Below are 12,962 nucleotides of genomic sequence, written 5' to 3'. Positions count from 1 at the left end.
GCTTACAGGTCTTCTTCTCGTTCTACTTCATAGGGAGCGTCAGGAGATTGAGAGCCTAATTTCGCCTCGAGCTCAGCGACTTGTGCTTCTAACTGTTTCACCCGATTTTGAAGAGCCTTGTTTTTCTCTTCCAGTTGACGGGCTTTGGTTTCCAATTGGCGCATCTTTTCTTCTTTCATCTTGGCCACTCGTTCTTGCTCTTGCTTGGCTCGTTCCGCACGTTGTTGATCGACTTTTGATTTCGCTGCTTTTTCTCGTGCTTCTTTTTCTAGTTTCATTTTCTTTTCTTTTTCAAAGCGTTCCTTTGAACCTTTTTCCTTCGCTACCGTTTTGGAACTGCTCCCTTTTGGGGTTTCGGCAGCATAGGCTCCTGAAGCAAGTCCAATGCTCGCAAGCAACATCCCGGTTAAGGCAATGGCGCCTAATTTCTTTCGTTTCATGGATTCACCTCCTTCGATGTTTGGGTCTCTAATTGAGTCCCATAACAAGCAAAAGAGCGGGATGGTCTTGAATCCTAACCAGGATTTCAGATGTCTCCCACTCTTAGTTCGCAGCGATGGATTAACCTTTTGCTTTGGCTTTGCCAGTGCTAGATCCGCCCTTTGCTTTTGAAGCACCAGAGCCACCAAACTTGTTGGTTTTCTTAGCATTGGAAGCCTTTTTCTTGCTGCTAGAGTACCCTTTTGCACTGGATTTCCCTGTGCTAGAGCCAAGGTAACTCTTGGCTTTTCCAGTGCTTGAGCCGGCTAGAGCAACTTTAGCCGAAGAACCGTTGCTAAAGCCTGTTTTTTGAACGCCCTTCCCAGCATGTGTCCCAATCTTCATCGCTGTTGGCTTTGCTGCACTTGCTCCAGAGGTAAAACCTAAACTTGCTACCAATGCTCCTGTTAAAAGCATCGCCATGACTTTCTTTGAACGTTTTGCCACAAGCATCTTCTCCTTTCTATTCTTAATTCCCTTCGGAATTAAGATCGTTGACCCTCGAAGGAGTCATAACCGTTCGTCGTTCTAAAATAACGAAAAGAGAAGAGAAGAGAATAAAGAAAAAGAGCGGAGACCCGCCCTCATTTCTGAATTCCACGAATGGAGTTCAGATTCTAGTAAGATTATAGTGCTTCCACTTTTTTTGCTTGGATGACTGCTCCGCCGCCACCCGCACTTGCCGTCTCTTGTTTGTCTGCTGAGGCTCCTCCTGCAAATCCAATTGCAGCTAGTAACGCACCTGTCATCATGATGGCACCGAATTTTTTTGTCATTTTGTTCATGATTACCACTCCTAATCAAAATTTGGGCTCAGCGAGCCATAACCTTGATACGATTAGGAAGAGATAAACGAAACGATGTTCACAACACTACACTTACATTGTACTATCATTCCGATATTCATTTCAAGTGTTTTAAAAGGTTTAGAGAAAAAAAGTTTCATAACCAAGAGAATTCTCTCTTGGTGGAAATTACACCCGAAACCCTTGTTCCTGAAAAGCCGTAAGAAGTGGTTCGATGTCACGGAGTAGTGACGCTCTCCCCTCTTTGACATACTGCTTGATCACGTCTGCTTGACAGTTGACACTTTTGCCACGGAACATATCCGTAAAGTCTTCAAACTGTGAAGCGAATGCCACAAGGTCTGGTCGCTTATCGAGGAACACGAGCCATAGATACTTATACCATAGGCTAAAGAGTTCCATGTCAAACGGTTCCCCGTTTACAACAAAATGCGTGGGTTTTTTGCCTTTACACTCTTTCCAGTGCTTCGGAGCGGGGTCCGTTCCAAAGCGTTTTGAGAGTTGGTAGTGATTTTCAATGGAGTTGTTTACTCCAAAAATCGTTACCCATGCAAAAAACGCACTAAATCGCTTGTCTCCTTTAGAGGAGCATTCTAACACCTGAGTCATCGTATTCTCTCCTATTCTTCGTTTTTTTGTTTAAGAGATTAATAGACAAGTGAACAAAGAGGGGGTTCTTGTAGCCCCTCTATTACTAGATTTCCTGTTCCATTCGAGTAAGCAAGTCTTTCGCTTTGCCTAGTACCTCATTGTAAGGATGTGGTTCGTCATCGAGTGACTCAAACGCTTCTTTGAAGTCAATGGTGTCATCGAGTTCTTTGAGCATCTGAAAGAGTTCATCTCGTTGGCGTTTGACGGTTTCGAGTTCTAGTTTTAGTGCTTGATGCTCGTTTTGATTCATGATTTCGCCTCCTCAGTAGGAATGGTTACCATTACGTTAAACCCCGTATGAATGATTTCCTTCATGCCTTCCAGCACATGAACCGGATGAGGTTCTTTGATATAGCCTTTCCAGAGTTCCTCGATGATAGCCGTTTTCGTGTTCAGGCGGTGTCTCATTTCCATTTTCAGATGTTCGTTGAGCATTCTTTCGGCTTCTATTTGAGAAGTATAGAAGAAAGCAAGTTGACTTTCCCCAAGCGGGTAACACCCTTTATCAAGGGCGACTACATAGCCCCGACCGGTTTTCCGTAAAAATCCGTTTTCGATTTTTAGGTTGGCACAATCAGCCACATACAGAGGCGTATGGGCAACGATTAAGGCTTCAAGGACTGGTTCATCAATTTTGATCGTAATCTTCAACTTGGTTTCCCCCTTTAGAATGTTTAAAGAATGATCGAGAGAGTCTTAAACTCTCTCGGTTTCGTTTTCTTCTTCCTCATCTTCCTCAATCGCTTGAGGATCAAAGACGACTTGGTGTTCATCGGTCAATTCACCCCGAGTAATGGTAAAGACACGACCATTCTCAAAAACTTCGACCAAGTTTTCATCGTGTAAGTAGCAAGATTCCGTAAAGGAATACACTTCTTCACGAGAGCCCATGTTGTAAATACGAGCGTCATCTTTTTCATAGTTGAAACAATCATCGAGTTCCAGTCGCATGTTTTCGACCAACTCAAGAAGGTCATTGCCAAACGTCGGAGGCTGAATGATACCTCCATCGGTCACGACCGCAAAATACAACCCGTAAGGTCCGATGTTGCACTTCTTCAGGATGATTTCCGCTAGGTTCTCATCGGCTTTTTGGTAGGTCAGGGAACCATCTGGGTTTTGCATGGTCACATAGATTTGCCCTAAAAGATTGTAGGCTCCAAACAGACGAGGATCTGTAGGTTTTTCGCCTAAAATCTGTGTGAGAAGACCTAAATATTCGGAGCCTGGACATACATCAAGCAAACTGATGAGGCTATTGGAGGTGAAACTACCCTTTTCAAACAGATCCTTACGGTATTGGTCAATGATATTCATGCAAACATCTCTCCTTTATGGTTTAATGATGATTTGAGATTGGTAGATTAATCGTTTCTTTTCGGATCAGTCCGAATCATCCGAATTCCAAAAGGATTTCGGAAACTTAAGAGGATTTCGGATCAACAAGAAGTGACTCTTCGATTTCTGGGAAGTATTGTTTAACGGTCCGTTTCAACTGGTAACGATGAATCGGAAGCCCGGTGAAATCTGGGAACTGCATCATGGAGTGTCTCGGTACGCCAATGCCAGGCAACGCTTCATCCCAATCCGCTTTTCTTTGTTCCCATTCTTCTTCAGACACTTCTTCGTCTGGTTCCGTATTGTTCCAGTAGCCGTAGTAGGAAACCTCTGGGTGAGATTCAAAGAACTCATGTAATTCCCGTTGCTCTGCGTAAAGAAGAAGCAAGACACGACTGTTTTGACACACGAAAAACGAGGCTTTGAAATCAAAGTCGGCAAACGGACTTCGGTAGCCTTTTTTCATGTCTTCTTCGTACTCTTCTTTCAGCAAATCATAGGTCTCGTAGACGCTTTGGCTCGAGTTCTTGGAAAACTCCACTATCCTTTTGATGAAGAGTTCTTTTCGGAATGTCTCTAATCGGTCATGAAGGTTTGCCCAGAACGATTGAACTCCGTAAATTCCGTTTTCCACATTCAATTGATAGCCGTTATAGATGGTTGTACTCATTCCAATTCCCCCTAAATATGATTTTGTTTTAGTGTAAATCTCGTTGGAAGAACCCAAGGCTTCGATGCGTATGAGGGTCGTCAATCTTGATGTGTTTGCTGCCTGTAAACTCATATTCTTGCAAGCCTTTGGTGGTTGGGTGATAGTTTAAGTGAATGGCACAAGCGACGAAGACATCTTGGCAATCTTTTCGAGCGGTATTCGGAGCGAGTAAGATTCTCAAATACCAAGAAGAGATGATGTATTTCTGAGGAGTGTTGGTTTCTTCAATTTCGTTTGTGAAGACTTTCCATTGTCCCATCTTTTCATCCTTGATGATTTCCTTGATGGTAAGCGGAACCCCAAAGGTTTTGGAAAACCGTTCGACTTCCTCTTGAGCAATCCGCTCCAGTTCTGGTAAAAATTCTTGTTCTGTAATCATGAACTTTCCCCCTAATCAATGATTTTTGAGTTGAACAGTGACGCACCTGGCAACATAGAAGCCAGTGGAGCATGTTTCAACTGACGGGCTTTATTCTCCGTTAGGATCATGAAGCCGCCTCCCCAATGAATGACAGGTTGGTTTTGACGAATACGGATTTGATAGATGTTGTAGGCACTTTCGGTATCCCGATAGTTCTCGCCTACTAAGATGGCTTTTCCATCGGTATCTTGAAATCCAGTATCATCGAACAGGTCCCAATCTTTCTTCGGAGTAAAGGTGATGTATTTCCCCTTTTGTTTCACTTCAGCGAATCCATCAGATGCAAGAATCGTGTCAGCGTAATCAAGGTTAAGACTAAGCAAGGCTGCAAAACAAATCGCTAGATTTAAGTCGCTGTGACCCGCAAGGTAAGAATCGTTCTCTTTGGCTAACTTCACACTCCATTCGTTGCTGCCAAGTACACGGAAGATTTCAACCGAATAGGATTCACGAAGTTTGGCTAACAGATCCAGTGCATCTTCCCCGTTTTGAGTTGGAGAACATTCTCTTGGTTCTAAAAACGACTCTTGAATGGCGATTTTGTCGTAATCCTCCATCTCGATGAGTTGGCTTTCCTTGATTCCTAAGAATGATAGAATTAACACTTTGTCTGCTTGAGTTTTGTTTAAGTTCATCGTAATCTCCCCTTATTGTAAGATTCCTTCATTTGTCGTGAAATTCTAAAAAGATACCTTTATTATATCATATATTCCGATATTCAACATATAATCTTCATAGGAAGACCAAAAGGAGGAAGACCGAATGGGTGATTTACAGTTTCAATGGGTATCGAAGAGTGGGTTTTTCAGAGTGAAAGACAAAGAAGCGTTCCGGAAGAGCCTGAAGCAAATTCGCACCAAAGACCTTCAGGTGTTTGAAGAAACCGATGAAAATGGAGTGGTTCGGTTTGCAATCGGCGGGTACGATACGCTGTCTTGTGTCTTTGTTCATGGTGAGGAAGATGAGTACGACGAGGAGCTCTACAATCTCGAAGCGTTCATCCAGCCCCATCTCCCGGATGATGAAGTGTTTGTGTTGTTTGATATTGGCCATGAAACCCTCACCTTTGTCGGAGGAAGAGTGCTGATTGTGACCAGTCGAGAGGTCGCTCATATGAGCCTTCACCAATGGGCAGAAGAGAAGAAGCACCAGCTATTGAACCTTCCGGCTTGCGTCTAAACACAAAAAGAGCCTGCTTCTCTCCGGTTTCTGAATTTCGTTTCGAATTTCAGATATGGGATGAAACAGACTCTCTTTTTTTATACATTTAAAGGGGTTTTGTCTTCTCAAATTGGGAGTTTGAGAATAAACAATGAAAAGTTCAACTAAGAAATAACATCTTGATTGTATCTTGAAAAATCTCTTATATCCAATGACAAATTCGTGAACGTTTGAATGGATAGAGAATAAATGAATGAAAGGTTAGATCCACCTCTTGGCAAATGTGTCGCCTAGTAAGGTCTTCAAATCTTCTTCAATGTCGTTCGGATTCACGGTCGTTAGGGATACTTGTTCCTGGTAATCTAGCACATCCACGGTCGCCAGGATTTTCTTGACGCACATCAGGTAGTATTCGGCTGCAGAATGGCGAGACCACGCCATGATGTATTCTTTCGAATCGGGTTCGTGCTGATGGGTTTCCATAAAGGAGGCTTGAATGTCTAGGCTATGCTCTAAAATCTTTTTCATCGCCAAAATGGGTTCCAATTTGCTTTTTGCGAGTTGAATCACGTGAGGTTCCTCCTCTAAGATGTCTTTGATGTCCTGAATGCGTACGAAATGGGTTTTCCCGTATCCTTTGAATCGGTACTCCGGAATGTTTCTCGCTTTGATTTTGCTCCAGATCGTGTTTTTCGAAAGCCCTGTCACCAACACCAATGTTTCTACATCAATCATGCCTTTTGGGTAGCCTTCCATCGCCATCCTACTTCCTCCTTTTGAATATCCTCTGTTGTAGTTAAAATCAAAATTTCACTTTCAAAACCCAATTTGGGATTTGTTAAGATTCTATGAAGTTGGATGTGGATGTAGAACTGTTAAAAAAACAACAAACTCTTGGCTGTCACACCAAGAGTTAGAAGGTCTTTAAATGGAAAAGAGCCTATTCTAGGCGAATAGGCTCAAGGCACACACGGAAAAGGAATATGTACGTTCCGTGGTGTAAATGTCAGGTAGTCGCTGGAAACCAGCGTGACCACGAATCCACAAGGGATCGGGCAAATGTATGTCTTCCATCGTGGAAGATTATGTATTTCTTACTCATATCTTACCAATGGGCGTACAAACTGTCAACACCTTGTTGACACCTATTCGCCGGAACTCGGGTCTTTTTCGCCCCTCTCGCCGACGGCGGCTTCCAGGATCGGTCGCTGCAACTCCGCCAGTTGCGCTTTTAACTCCGCATTCTCCTCCTCTAGCGCTTCCACTTGATTCATGAGGTGCATCATGTGATGAAACACATCAGGTGCATAGTGCCAAGCCACTTTGAGTTCAATGGTTTTTTCCAAATCGGTTCCGTAAGAGAGCATGGGACGCGGAAACCCAAGATTGAGTTGATCCACGAGCGGATTCGGCAACACATAATTCTTCGCTGAAACGCCGAGGTCTTTGATGATTCGATTTTTGGCGATGCAACGCAACTGGTGTAGCTCCACAATGGTATCTTTCATAAAAACCGACCCATCTTTCGGGCATTTGATCACGACTTTTTCGATGTCGGGTGAAAACGGTCTTCCGTCGTCACTCGTTTCAGGTGCGACAATCAGGAGCTCTTTAAACTGAGCGACGACAATGGCTGGATGCTTCATCGAAGCCTCTCTTCCAATGTTGTACCCAAAGTCCACGAACACTTTTCGCCCTCTTGCGTATTTACGGCCAGAAAAGCCATTTCGGAGTTGATTTCTTCTCGTTCCAAATGTGCCGTAGCGGTTCCATATGTCATTCCATAGAACAAACGGCAGCATGAGTTCGACGTTTTGTTGTTCGAGTTGTTGCTTGGAATCCGAAAAAGTAAACCCTAACTGCTGTCTGGTTAGCGGGTCTTGGTTGGCTTTTTGGCCATAACCGGTTCGATTTTGGATATTGGTAAGAATCTGTTGTTCATTGATGGGCATGTCCTTCCCCCTATTAATCTATGAATGTTTTCTATTAGTATACCAAAATTTTCTAAACCATAACGAAAGGGAGAAGAAAAATCTCCCAATCTCGGTCGTGATTCTAGTAAACCCACTCTTCTTTTATAGAATCCCATTTCTTTTTATATTGGATTTCCATGAACTGAAGAAGGAGTTGCTGTTCGGGTGTTTCCGGAACAAACATCTCATCATGGGTGTGAATGGCTTCTTTTGCTTGTGGTGCATTTAGTATGATGCTCGTGGGTGCCTCATTTCGCTTCCAGATGAGACAAAGCAATTGATCCACTCTAGGCAACCACGTAAAATGCTCTAGGGATAGACTGGAAATCTTTTGCGGGTGACCTTGCCAGCAATCCTCATTAAAAACACAGGTAACATTCGTGATCTCAAATCGGTAAGGTTCTTTGTTATCAACAAACGTTCTGCCGTTCGTGACAACCAAGCGGGAACCATTCGTTCCAGCACAAACATCTCCATACCGACGGTCCCAATATCTCGATAGGTCCTCTCCTGCTTTTTCACACATGATTTCGTACGTTTCACTTAGGTCTACACCCGTTAAATTTCGCTCTAGTAACATGCTCATTTCCCCCTAGTTTTGAGAGAACAATCTCTCAAAACATTTAATGGATTACTCTTCTTCCGTTTCTCTTGGCTTTAGGACCTTGTACAACTGGTTAATATCCCAATCTTTATGATGGAAAAGATCTTCTCCAACAAGAACTCGTATGACATCCCACAATCCATTGAGGTAGTCACTTTTATCATTCAGCCAGATGACGGATACGGCTTCTGTTAAGGCTTGTTTCTCTTTTTCGGTTAACGTGTTTACCATGTTTGATAGATTTGGTGTCATGATTAGCCTCCCTTTTTCAGAAGTCTCATTTTCTATTGATTCTCAAACTTTTTACGAAGAACCAATCGACACACGTTCGGGCTTTCCACTTCTAATCGAAGTTGCAGCACGTTCCAAGAATTCGTGAAATCGGTATGATATTCCGATACAGATCCATAGAATTGAATGGTGAGTCCAGAGCGACTCCAGAAGGTTCCGTTCTTTTTCTTGCGCACGTTTTGGACATAGTCTTGTAAGAGCTCAGGCTGGTTTTGGAAGGTTTTGATGTTGTCACGTGCAATGTCTAAATCACGGAAGTAATCTTTTTCTTTCACATCTCCAGCATCCGTACTCCAAAGTTCCGTACTTTCACCTGGTTCCCACTCTTTCTTGAGTCGTTCGATGGTTTCGAGCATTTCTACAAAATTGGTCTCTACCTGAAGAGAGACACCGTTAATCACAAAAGGAATCATTTGAATGGAAGTCATTGTCATAGTTATTCCTCCTATTATTGTTTGAGAGTTGGCTTTAAGATTTCTAGTTCTTTGTAGGAATACGTCAGGAGAGATTCGCTCTTAAGCGTTCGGAACAAGACCAGGGTGTCTGTCACAAGCCACACTTTTTCCACGCCCTCAATGTTTCCAAGGAATCCAAGTCCTTCAAAATGATAGAGTTGTCCTTCCTTGTATCCCTCTTTCTCAAATGTGGGGTCATAGTTGATGGGTTTTCCTTTTCGGTTGAACCGAATCGGAACGTTGTTTTGAGTTAAGAGTCGGTTTTTGGGGTAGGCCGTTTGTTGTTCAAACATCGAGGAATTCGGGTGTTCTAAATCAACGGCTGTGACTACTTCTTCTGAGAGGAATTCTTTTGTTACCCAAATCCTTTTATTGGTGGAGCCTGCTCGGTCAGAATAGATCGGGCGTACTTCTGTGATCCACGCTGTACCCAATCGAGGATCCTGTTCTTTTTTCGAGAATCGTTGTTTGATGGTTTGTAAGAGTGACATAGACTTCCTCCTAGATTTAGTAATTGTTGTAGCAAAATTCCTCGGCTTCTTCCTTGGTCATAACGAACCCGAAGTAAGCGATACGCTTCACGGTTGTTTCAATGACTCGATTCACCCTTGGTCGTTCTTGGATGAGCCACGAGTGTTGTCGCCACATCCCGTCTTCGGTTAAGGCGTAGCCGGTTGCCATATGCAGGGTGACAAGGGGGTTGTTTTGGTTCGCTTCATACAGATTACACGCATTTTCATGACATCGACTATCTCTCCCCTTGACGAGGTGAGAACGATCCCCGTACCACAACTGTCCACGATTTAGGATGGCGTCTAAATCCTCTTCAATGGCGGGTAAACAAACTTGTTCGCCTCCAAACGTCAGCAAGCGTTCACGCATCTCCAGTAATTGTTTGGCATGTTCGATACGTTCTGGGCGGAACTGATCTTCTAACTTCCCTTGAAAGCCTGTGTACCAAAAATGATTGCGTTCTGCGATGGTGTTTAACCAATCTTGACTCATGGGTTTGGTGTGAAGAGGTTTGGTCAGTTGAGCAGCCTCTCGAATCGGGTGCTTCTTGCGGCAAGCCGTTTGAAGGTCTAGCGTAGTCGTGCTAAGAATGGTTTGAGTCATGGTTCAATCCCCCTATTTTTAGTCCTTCTTTATCGTGAAACAAAAAACAAATTCATATCTTTATTATACATTCATTCCGTTATTCAATCAAATAAAGAAAGAGAGAAACCTCTCCTTCTATGGTTTTGCTTTTCGTTTAATGGAAAAACGAAGACTGTTTGGCTCGTAACCTAGAGCTGGAAGCCCCTTGATGAATCGATTAAACACATCGGTTTGCACCAAGTCACTATGGATGAGCCATCCATCAGGTCTTCGTGGGTAGCACACAATCCAATCCGGACCACATCCATCGCTATCTTTGCCCCAAACGACACCAAGCGTGTCAGACCAATCCAGCAAGCGATGACGTTTCGGCTTTTCTTTTTTAACCGTGAGTTGCAAAGTGGTGAGGTCGTATTCTCGCTCCTCTAGTTCCTTGAAGAGCATAGCCATGATTTCAATCGTCTGCAAGAATTCATGACAAAGGAATTTCGCCTCTTTCACATCGGGTGCTGTAATTTGCCATCCCTTTGACTGTTTATTCCAAGAAAGGCGGAGAACATCCTTTTGGTTCTCCACGAAGGTTACGTAAGGGGTAAGGTTCGTTTTAGGCATGGGTTACACCTCGCTTGACGGTTGGGAAAAAGCCTTTATGAAGAACCAATGCTCCCACCAAGTAAAGAATAGAGGTGATGATGTCCATGATCCATTCGCCTGTACTTTCCGGGAATCGGTTCCAGCCGTAATACTTGGTTTCCGCTAGATTCAGAATGAGTCCTCCATACATGAGGAGAAGACCTTTGAAGACCGTATGTTTATTCGTGGGTGGTAATTTAGGATTCCGTTTGACTAAGGTGCGTTTTAATAGAACGTTCATGAACAGATAGAGCGTCGCCACCACAAAGATTTTTCCGTAAATGGGTGTCATTCCGTTTCCTCCTCAAATATGATTTGACCCGTTCCATCCGTCACTTTAAATCCGCTTTCTTCTAGGAGAGAAATCAGTTCTTCTCGTGAAAGAGACTCAAAGAAGGCTTTTACTTCTAGGTGATATTGAGCGGATGGAGGGTGGAATTCGACTTCATCAAAGGTAAAGGTGTTCGTGAGATGTCCTCGAAAGAGCACCTCCACTTTTTGTTCCTTGAAGTCAATGTGTTGAATGTGGTGAGGTTCATAGTAGACTTGCTCGATAGGATCGTAGAGTTTGAACTCCAATGACGTTACCCCCTTAAAAATGGTTGAATGAGTGTTTCAGTGACGCTCTTTAGTTCCATGAAGTCATGGGGATGAAGACCTGGTTCAAAGACGCCATCTGAGTAGGCAATGCTTCCGTCAATCCGGCACCAACCGACTTGAATCGGGTAGAAACCCTTGCAGTTTAACCCTTTCATTTCTTCAAGAGAAAGATACGTATTGGGATTGAGGTACGCAATATTCGGGTTCTCTTTTTTCGAGAACAAGAAAATGCCTTCTACACTTACTCGAACCGCCACTTTCATCGAGTTTTCGGGTGACGCTTCTCCTTCCCAAATCTTCGAAGTGAGGTTTTTGAATCCATAGACAATTCCTTTTTCACGGAACATCCAGTTCGGAAATTGTTTTTCTAACTCTTGGATATAGGCTTGAACATTCATGATTAAAATCCCCCTTATTCAAATTTAGAGAATGATAGGATGATGACACGTCTTCCGTTTTCTCTTTCTTTGATTTCTCCTTCAATGATAGGAATGTCTTTAGGTCTTAATGGGGTGTTGCGGGTTACCGTAATATTTCCGTTTCCTGTTGATCCGCTAGGTGATTGGATGAGGTAATGCAGTAAGTATTGAAATTTTCGTTTTGGTCTCATTATGAATCCCCCTTGGATATTTTTGATGATTATTGCCTTGGAACAAGAATGGTGGACACCCGGAATGTAAAACCCAATACATCGGGTAAGGTTGTAATGGTGTACCCTGTAAATGCTTGGATTCGATGTTCTAGGACGGTGTTGCAAAAGACATGCTCAATTTGAATAGAACAATGCCCAAGTAGCGAATATTTATCATCACATTCACGCAAATCTCTTGTTTCAATGGTAAACTCGCGCGTAATGGGTATCCCACCACTCTTTCGGGCTTCCTCTTCTGAAACACGCTTGGCTGTATGACTACCAGACATATACTCTTCTAAGGCTGAAGAAAACTCTTGTTCCGTCGTAAAAAGATGATAGATGGTCACTGTCATTCCCCCTAGTTTTAGTAAAGCAATAGAATCTTCCCGCTTTTTAACCCTTGTGGAGTCATCTCAATGTGATTGAGTTGCATGGAAATCCCTTTACAGAACCCACGACTTTCTTGATGAACGGTGAGTACGCTTTTCTTCACCGTTATGGCGGTGGAGCCATCCTTATGGATGAGGTAGTTTTCTCCGAGCGTCGTTTCTCCGGTTCGAGGATCCATGATGTAGTCAGGTCGCCAATTGGCTAAATAGGCTTCATTTGCCTGATAGCCGTTCGACAGCAAGGCTTCAATGATTTGTTTTCGTTTTTCCTTTGCCTTCGTCATCGTTTTCTCTCTCCTTTTTTACTGCCATTTCAACTGAATGAGACCATTCGCAATTCCATCGTCTGAAATCACGGCTGTCAAAATCTCAAGGTTTAACACTTTCGCAAATTGGCGTCTGCATTCATGAACATGGATGACTCGTTTCTTAATTGTCACCGCAAATTCTTTACAAGGCGAAATCAAGTAAAATTCCCCTTCAAACTCTCCCGTCACCGAGTCAATTCGAGAACAATAGGCTCGATTGGGTTTCCAGTTATGCGTAAAGAAAGTCTCTAGGATCTGCTGACGTTTCCTTGCAATCGTGTCTATTTTTTCTTTTGATGATGTGACATTCATGGTCACTCCTCCTTCTATATCAATCGAACAAATATCTATCTTCCATGGAAGGAGATAGAGAGATACATACCAATATTGTAACATAAATTCCGATAT

General features: G+C 43.2%; 26 protein-coding genes. 1 reads left to right on the top strand and 25 read right to left on the bottom strand.

Annotated features, from left to right (window positions below):
* Positions 1-2: 2 nt before the first annotated feature.
* The 10 genes from ACFYKX_RS10850 to ACFYKX_RS10805 form a co-directional block, all read right to left on the bottom strand.
* Positions 3-440 carry a hypothetical protein gene (locus ACFYKX_RS10850; RefSeq protein WP_389360911.1) on the bottom strand — a complete coding sequence of 146 codons (438 nt, stop codon included), beginning with the start codon at positions 438-440 and terminating at the stop codon, positions 3-5.
* Between the two features lie 121 nt (positions 441-561).
* On the bottom strand, positions 562-927 hold the full coding sequence (locus ACFYKX_RS10845) for a hypothetical protein (protein ID WP_389360909.1): 366 nt from the start codon (positions 925-927) through the stop codon (positions 562-564).
* 179 nt (positions 928-1,106) lie between these two features.
* Positions 1,107-1,265 carry a hypothetical protein gene (locus ACFYKX_RS10840; RefSeq protein WP_389360907.1) on the bottom strand — a complete coding sequence of 53 codons (159 nt, stop codon included), beginning with the start codon at positions 1,263-1,265 and terminating at the stop codon, positions 1,107-1,109.
* 189 nt (positions 1,266-1,454) lie between these two features.
* Entirely contained in the window at positions 1,455-1,895 is a 441-nt protein-coding gene (locus ACFYKX_RS10835; protein ID WP_389360905.1) for a DarT1-associated NADAR antitoxin family protein, read from the bottom strand.
* Between the two features lie 85 nt (positions 1,896-1,980).
* A complete protein-coding gene (locus tag ACFYKX_RS10830) occupies positions 1,981-2,187 on the bottom strand; it encodes a hypothetical protein (RefSeq protein ID WP_389360903.1) in 207 nt (68 codons plus the stop codon).
* Complete coding sequence (locus ACFYKX_RS10825; RefSeq protein WP_389360901.1) at positions 2,184-2,588, bottom strand: hypothetical protein; 405 nt, start codon at positions 2,586-2,588, stop codon at positions 2,184-2,186. The genes ACFYKX_RS10830 and ACFYKX_RS10825 overlap by 4 nt, the downstream gene beginning before the upstream one ends.
* A 45-nt stretch (positions 2,589-2,633) precedes the next feature.
* Positions 2,634-3,254, bottom strand: coding sequence for a hypothetical protein (locus ACFYKX_RS10820; RefSeq protein ID WP_389360899.1), 621 nt, complete (start codon positions 3,252-3,254; stop codon positions 2,634-2,636).
* A 106-nt stretch (positions 3,255-3,360) separates the two neighbouring features.
* The gene (locus ACFYKX_RS10815) at positions 3,361-3,945 is read right to left on the bottom strand and encodes a hypothetical protein (protein WP_389360897.1); all 585 of its coding nucleotides are present in this window, start codon (positions 3,943-3,945) and stop codon (positions 3,361-3,363) included.
* A gap of 28 nt (positions 3,946-3,973) precedes the next feature.
* Positions 3,974-4,366: a hypothetical protein gene (locus tag ACFYKX_RS10810; RefSeq protein WP_389360895.1), complete on the bottom strand. Its 393-nt coding sequence runs from the start codon at positions 4,364-4,366 to the stop codon at positions 3,974-3,976.
* Positions 4,367-4,377: 11 nt separating this feature from the next.
* On the bottom strand, positions 4,378-5,043 hold the full coding sequence (locus ACFYKX_RS10805; RefSeq protein ID WP_389360894.1) for a hypothetical protein: 666 nt from the start codon (positions 5,041-5,043) through the stop codon (positions 4,378-4,380).
* A 127-nt stretch (positions 5,044-5,170) separates the two neighbouring features.
* Here ACFYKX_RS10805 and ACFYKX_RS10800 point away from each other — a divergent pair, with 127 nt between their 5' ends.
* Positions 5,171-5,587 (top strand): hypothetical protein, encoded by a 417-nt coding sequence (locus ACFYKX_RS10800; protein WP_389360892.1) that lies wholly within the window; start codon positions 5,171-5,173, stop codon positions 5,585-5,587.
* A gap of 243 nt (positions 5,588-5,830) precedes the next feature.
* Here the strand turns inward: ACFYKX_RS10800 and ACFYKX_RS10795 are convergent, their stop codons facing one another.
* From ACFYKX_RS10795 to ACFYKX_RS10725, 15 genes are all read right to left on the bottom strand, one after another.
* Positions 5,831-6,331 carry a hypothetical protein gene (locus tag ACFYKX_RS10795; RefSeq protein ID WP_389360890.1) on the bottom strand — a complete coding sequence of 167 codons (501 nt, stop codon included), beginning with the start codon at positions 6,329-6,331 and terminating at the stop codon, positions 5,831-5,833.
* Positions 6,332-6,714: 383 nt separating this feature from the next.
* Positions 6,715-7,521, bottom strand: coding sequence for a type II toxin-antitoxin system PemK/MazF family toxin (locus ACFYKX_RS10790; protein WP_389360888.1), 807 nt, complete (start codon positions 7,519-7,521; stop codon positions 6,715-6,717).
* Positions 7,522-7,624: 103 nt separating this feature from the next.
* Complete coding sequence (locus ACFYKX_RS10785; RefSeq protein ID WP_389360886.1) at positions 7,625-8,122, bottom strand: hypothetical protein; 498 nt, start codon at positions 8,120-8,122, stop codon at positions 7,625-7,627.
* 51 nt (positions 8,123-8,173) lie between these two features.
* Positions 8,174-8,398, bottom strand: coding sequence for a hypothetical protein (locus ACFYKX_RS10780; protein ID WP_389360884.1), 225 nt, complete (start codon positions 8,396-8,398; stop codon positions 8,174-8,176).
* Between the two features lie 32 nt (positions 8,399-8,430).
* On the bottom strand, positions 8,431-8,871 hold the full coding sequence (locus tag ACFYKX_RS10775; RefSeq protein ID WP_389360882.1) for a hypothetical protein: 441 nt from the start codon (positions 8,869-8,871) through the stop codon (positions 8,431-8,433).
* A gap of 14 nt (positions 8,872-8,885) precedes the next feature.
* Positions 8,886-9,383: a hypothetical protein gene (locus tag ACFYKX_RS10770; protein ID WP_389360880.1), complete on the bottom strand. Its 498-nt coding sequence runs from the start codon at positions 9,381-9,383 to the stop codon at positions 8,886-8,888.
* Positions 9,384-9,399: 16 nt separating this feature from the next.
* Complete coding sequence (locus ACFYKX_RS10765) at positions 9,400-10,008, bottom strand: hypothetical protein (protein WP_389360878.1); 609 nt, start codon at positions 10,006-10,008, stop codon at positions 9,400-9,402.
* 117 nt (positions 10,009-10,125) lie between these two features.
* Positions 10,126-10,602 (bottom strand): hypothetical protein, encoded by a 477-nt coding sequence (locus tag ACFYKX_RS10760; RefSeq protein WP_389360876.1) that lies wholly within the window; start codon positions 10,600-10,602, stop codon positions 10,126-10,128.
* Complete coding sequence (locus tag ACFYKX_RS10755) at positions 10,595-10,915, bottom strand: hypothetical protein (protein ID WP_389360874.1); 321 nt, start codon at positions 10,913-10,915, stop codon at positions 10,595-10,597. The genes ACFYKX_RS10760 and ACFYKX_RS10755 overlap by 8 nt, the downstream gene beginning before the upstream one ends.
* On the bottom strand, positions 10,912-11,202 hold the full coding sequence (locus ACFYKX_RS10750) for a hypothetical protein (protein WP_389360872.1): 291 nt from the start codon (positions 11,200-11,202) through the stop codon (positions 10,912-10,914). Before ACFYKX_RS10750 ends, ACFYKX_RS10755 begins: the two co-directional genes overlap by 4 nt.
* A 5-nt stretch (positions 11,203-11,207) precedes the next feature.
* Positions 11,208-11,621 carry a hypothetical protein gene (locus ACFYKX_RS10745; protein ID WP_389360870.1) on the bottom strand — a complete coding sequence of 138 codons (414 nt, stop codon included), beginning with the start codon at positions 11,619-11,621 and terminating at the stop codon, positions 11,208-11,210.
* Positions 11,622-11,635: 14 nt separating this feature from the next.
* Positions 11,636-11,833, bottom strand: a complete 198-nt coding sequence (locus ACFYKX_RS10740; protein WP_389360868.1) for a hypothetical protein — start codon at positions 11,831-11,833, stop codon at positions 11,636-11,638.
* Between the two features lie 29 nt (positions 11,834-11,862).
* Positions 11,863-12,204, bottom strand: a complete 342-nt coding sequence (locus ACFYKX_RS10735) for a hypothetical protein (protein ID WP_389360866.1) — start codon at positions 12,202-12,204, stop codon at positions 11,863-11,865.
* Between the two features lie 17 nt (positions 12,205-12,221).
* Positions 12,222-12,530 (bottom strand): hypothetical protein, encoded by a 309-nt coding sequence (locus ACFYKX_RS10730; RefSeq protein ID WP_389360864.1) that lies wholly within the window; start codon positions 12,528-12,530, stop codon positions 12,222-12,224.
* Between the two features lie 18 nt (positions 12,531-12,548).
* Positions 12,549-12,866: a hypothetical protein gene (locus ACFYKX_RS10725; protein WP_389360862.1), complete on the bottom strand. Its 318-nt coding sequence runs from the start codon at positions 12,864-12,866 to the stop codon at positions 12,549-12,551.
* Between the last annotated feature and the right edge of the window lie 96 nt (positions 12,867-12,962).

This window comes from Cytobacillus spartinae, from assembly GCF_042865285.1.
Lineage (GTDB): Bacteria > Bacillota > Bacilli > Bacillales > Cytobacillaceae > Robertmurraya_A > Robertmurraya_A spartinae.
Note: the sequence above shows the minus strand (reverse complement) of the source record. Positions and strands in the feature narration are given on the sequence as shown.

Coding starts and splice junctions, on each gene's coding strand:
- ACFYKX_RS10810 (WP_389360895.1), bottom strand. CDS start 4,366: ATGATTACAGAACAAGAATTTTTACCAGAACTGGAGCGGATTGCTCAA.
- ACFYKX_RS10850 (WP_389360911.1), bottom strand. CDS start 440: ATGAAACGAAAGAAATTAGGCGCCATTGCCTTAACCGGGATGTTGCTT.
- ACFYKX_RS10770 (WP_389360880.1), bottom strand. CDS start 9,383: ATGTCACTCTTACAAACCATCAAACAACGATTCTCGAAAAAAGAACAG.
- ACFYKX_RS10795 (WP_389360890.1), bottom strand. CDS start 6,331: ATGGCGATGGAAGGCTACCCAAAAGGCATGATTGATGTAGAAACATTG.
- ACFYKX_RS10780 (WP_389360884.1), bottom strand. CDS start 8,398: ATGACACCAAATCTATCAAACATGGTAAACACGTTAACCGAAAAAGAG.
- ACFYKX_RS10840 (WP_389360907.1), bottom strand. CDS start 1,265: ATGAACAAAATGACAAAAAAATTCGGTGCCATCATGATGACAGGTGCG.
- ACFYKX_RS10730 (WP_389360864.1), bottom strand. CDS start 12,530: ATGACGAAGGCAAAGGAAAAACGAAAACAAATCATTGAAGCCTTGCTG.
- ACFYKX_RS10790 (WP_389360888.1), bottom strand. CDS start 7,521: ATGCCCATCAATGAACAACAGATTCTTACCAATATCCAAAATCGAACC.
- ACFYKX_RS10745 (WP_389360870.1), bottom strand. CDS start 11,621: ATGAATGTTCAAGCCTATATCCAAGAGTTAGAAAAACAATTTCCGAAC.
- ACFYKX_RS10765 (WP_389360878.1), bottom strand. CDS start 10,008: ATGACTCAAACCATTCTTAGCACGACTACGCTAGACCTTCAAACGGCT.
- ACFYKX_RS10805 (WP_389360894.1), bottom strand. CDS start 5,043: ATGAACTTAAACAAAACTCAAGCAGACAAAGTGTTAATTCTATCATTC.
- ACFYKX_RS10725 (WP_389360862.1), bottom strand. CDS start 12,866: ATGAATGTCACATCATCAAAAGAAAAAATAGACACGATTGCAAGGAAA.
- ACFYKX_RS10775 (WP_389360882.1), bottom strand. CDS start 8,871: ATGACAATGACTTCCATTCAAATGATTCCTTTTGTGATTAACGGTGTC.
- ACFYKX_RS10835 (WP_389360905.1), bottom strand. CDS start 1,895: ATGACTCAGGTGTTAGAATGCTCCTCTAAAGGAGACAAGCGATTTAGT.
- ACFYKX_RS10760 (WP_389360876.1), bottom strand. CDS start 10,602: ATGCCTAAAACGAACCTTACCCCTTACGTAACCTTCGTGGAGAACCAA.
- ACFYKX_RS10830 (WP_389360903.1), bottom strand. CDS start 2,187: ATGAATCAAAACGAGCATCAAGCACTAAAACTAGAACTCGAAACCGTC.
- ACFYKX_RS10815 (WP_389360897.1), bottom strand. CDS start 3,945: ATGAGTACAACCATCTATAACGGCTATCAATTGAATGTGGAAAACGGA.
- ACFYKX_RS10785 (WP_389360886.1), bottom strand. CDS start 8,122: ATGTTACTAGAGCGAAATTTAACGGGTGTAGACCTAAGTGAAACGTAC.
- ACFYKX_RS10800 (WP_389360892.1), top strand. CDS start 5,171: ATGGGTGATTTACAGTTTCAATGGGTATCGAAGAGTGGGTTTTTCAGA.
- ACFYKX_RS10740 (WP_389360868.1), bottom strand. CDS start 11,833: ATGAGACCAAAACGAAAATTTCAATACTTACTGCATTACCTCATCCAA.
- ACFYKX_RS10820 (WP_389360899.1), bottom strand. CDS start 3,254: ATGAATATCATTGACCAATACCGTAAGGATCTGTTTGAAAAGGGTAGT.
- ACFYKX_RS10755 (WP_389360874.1), bottom strand. CDS start 10,915: ATGACACCCATTTACGGAAAAATCTTTGTGGTGGCGACGCTCTATCTG.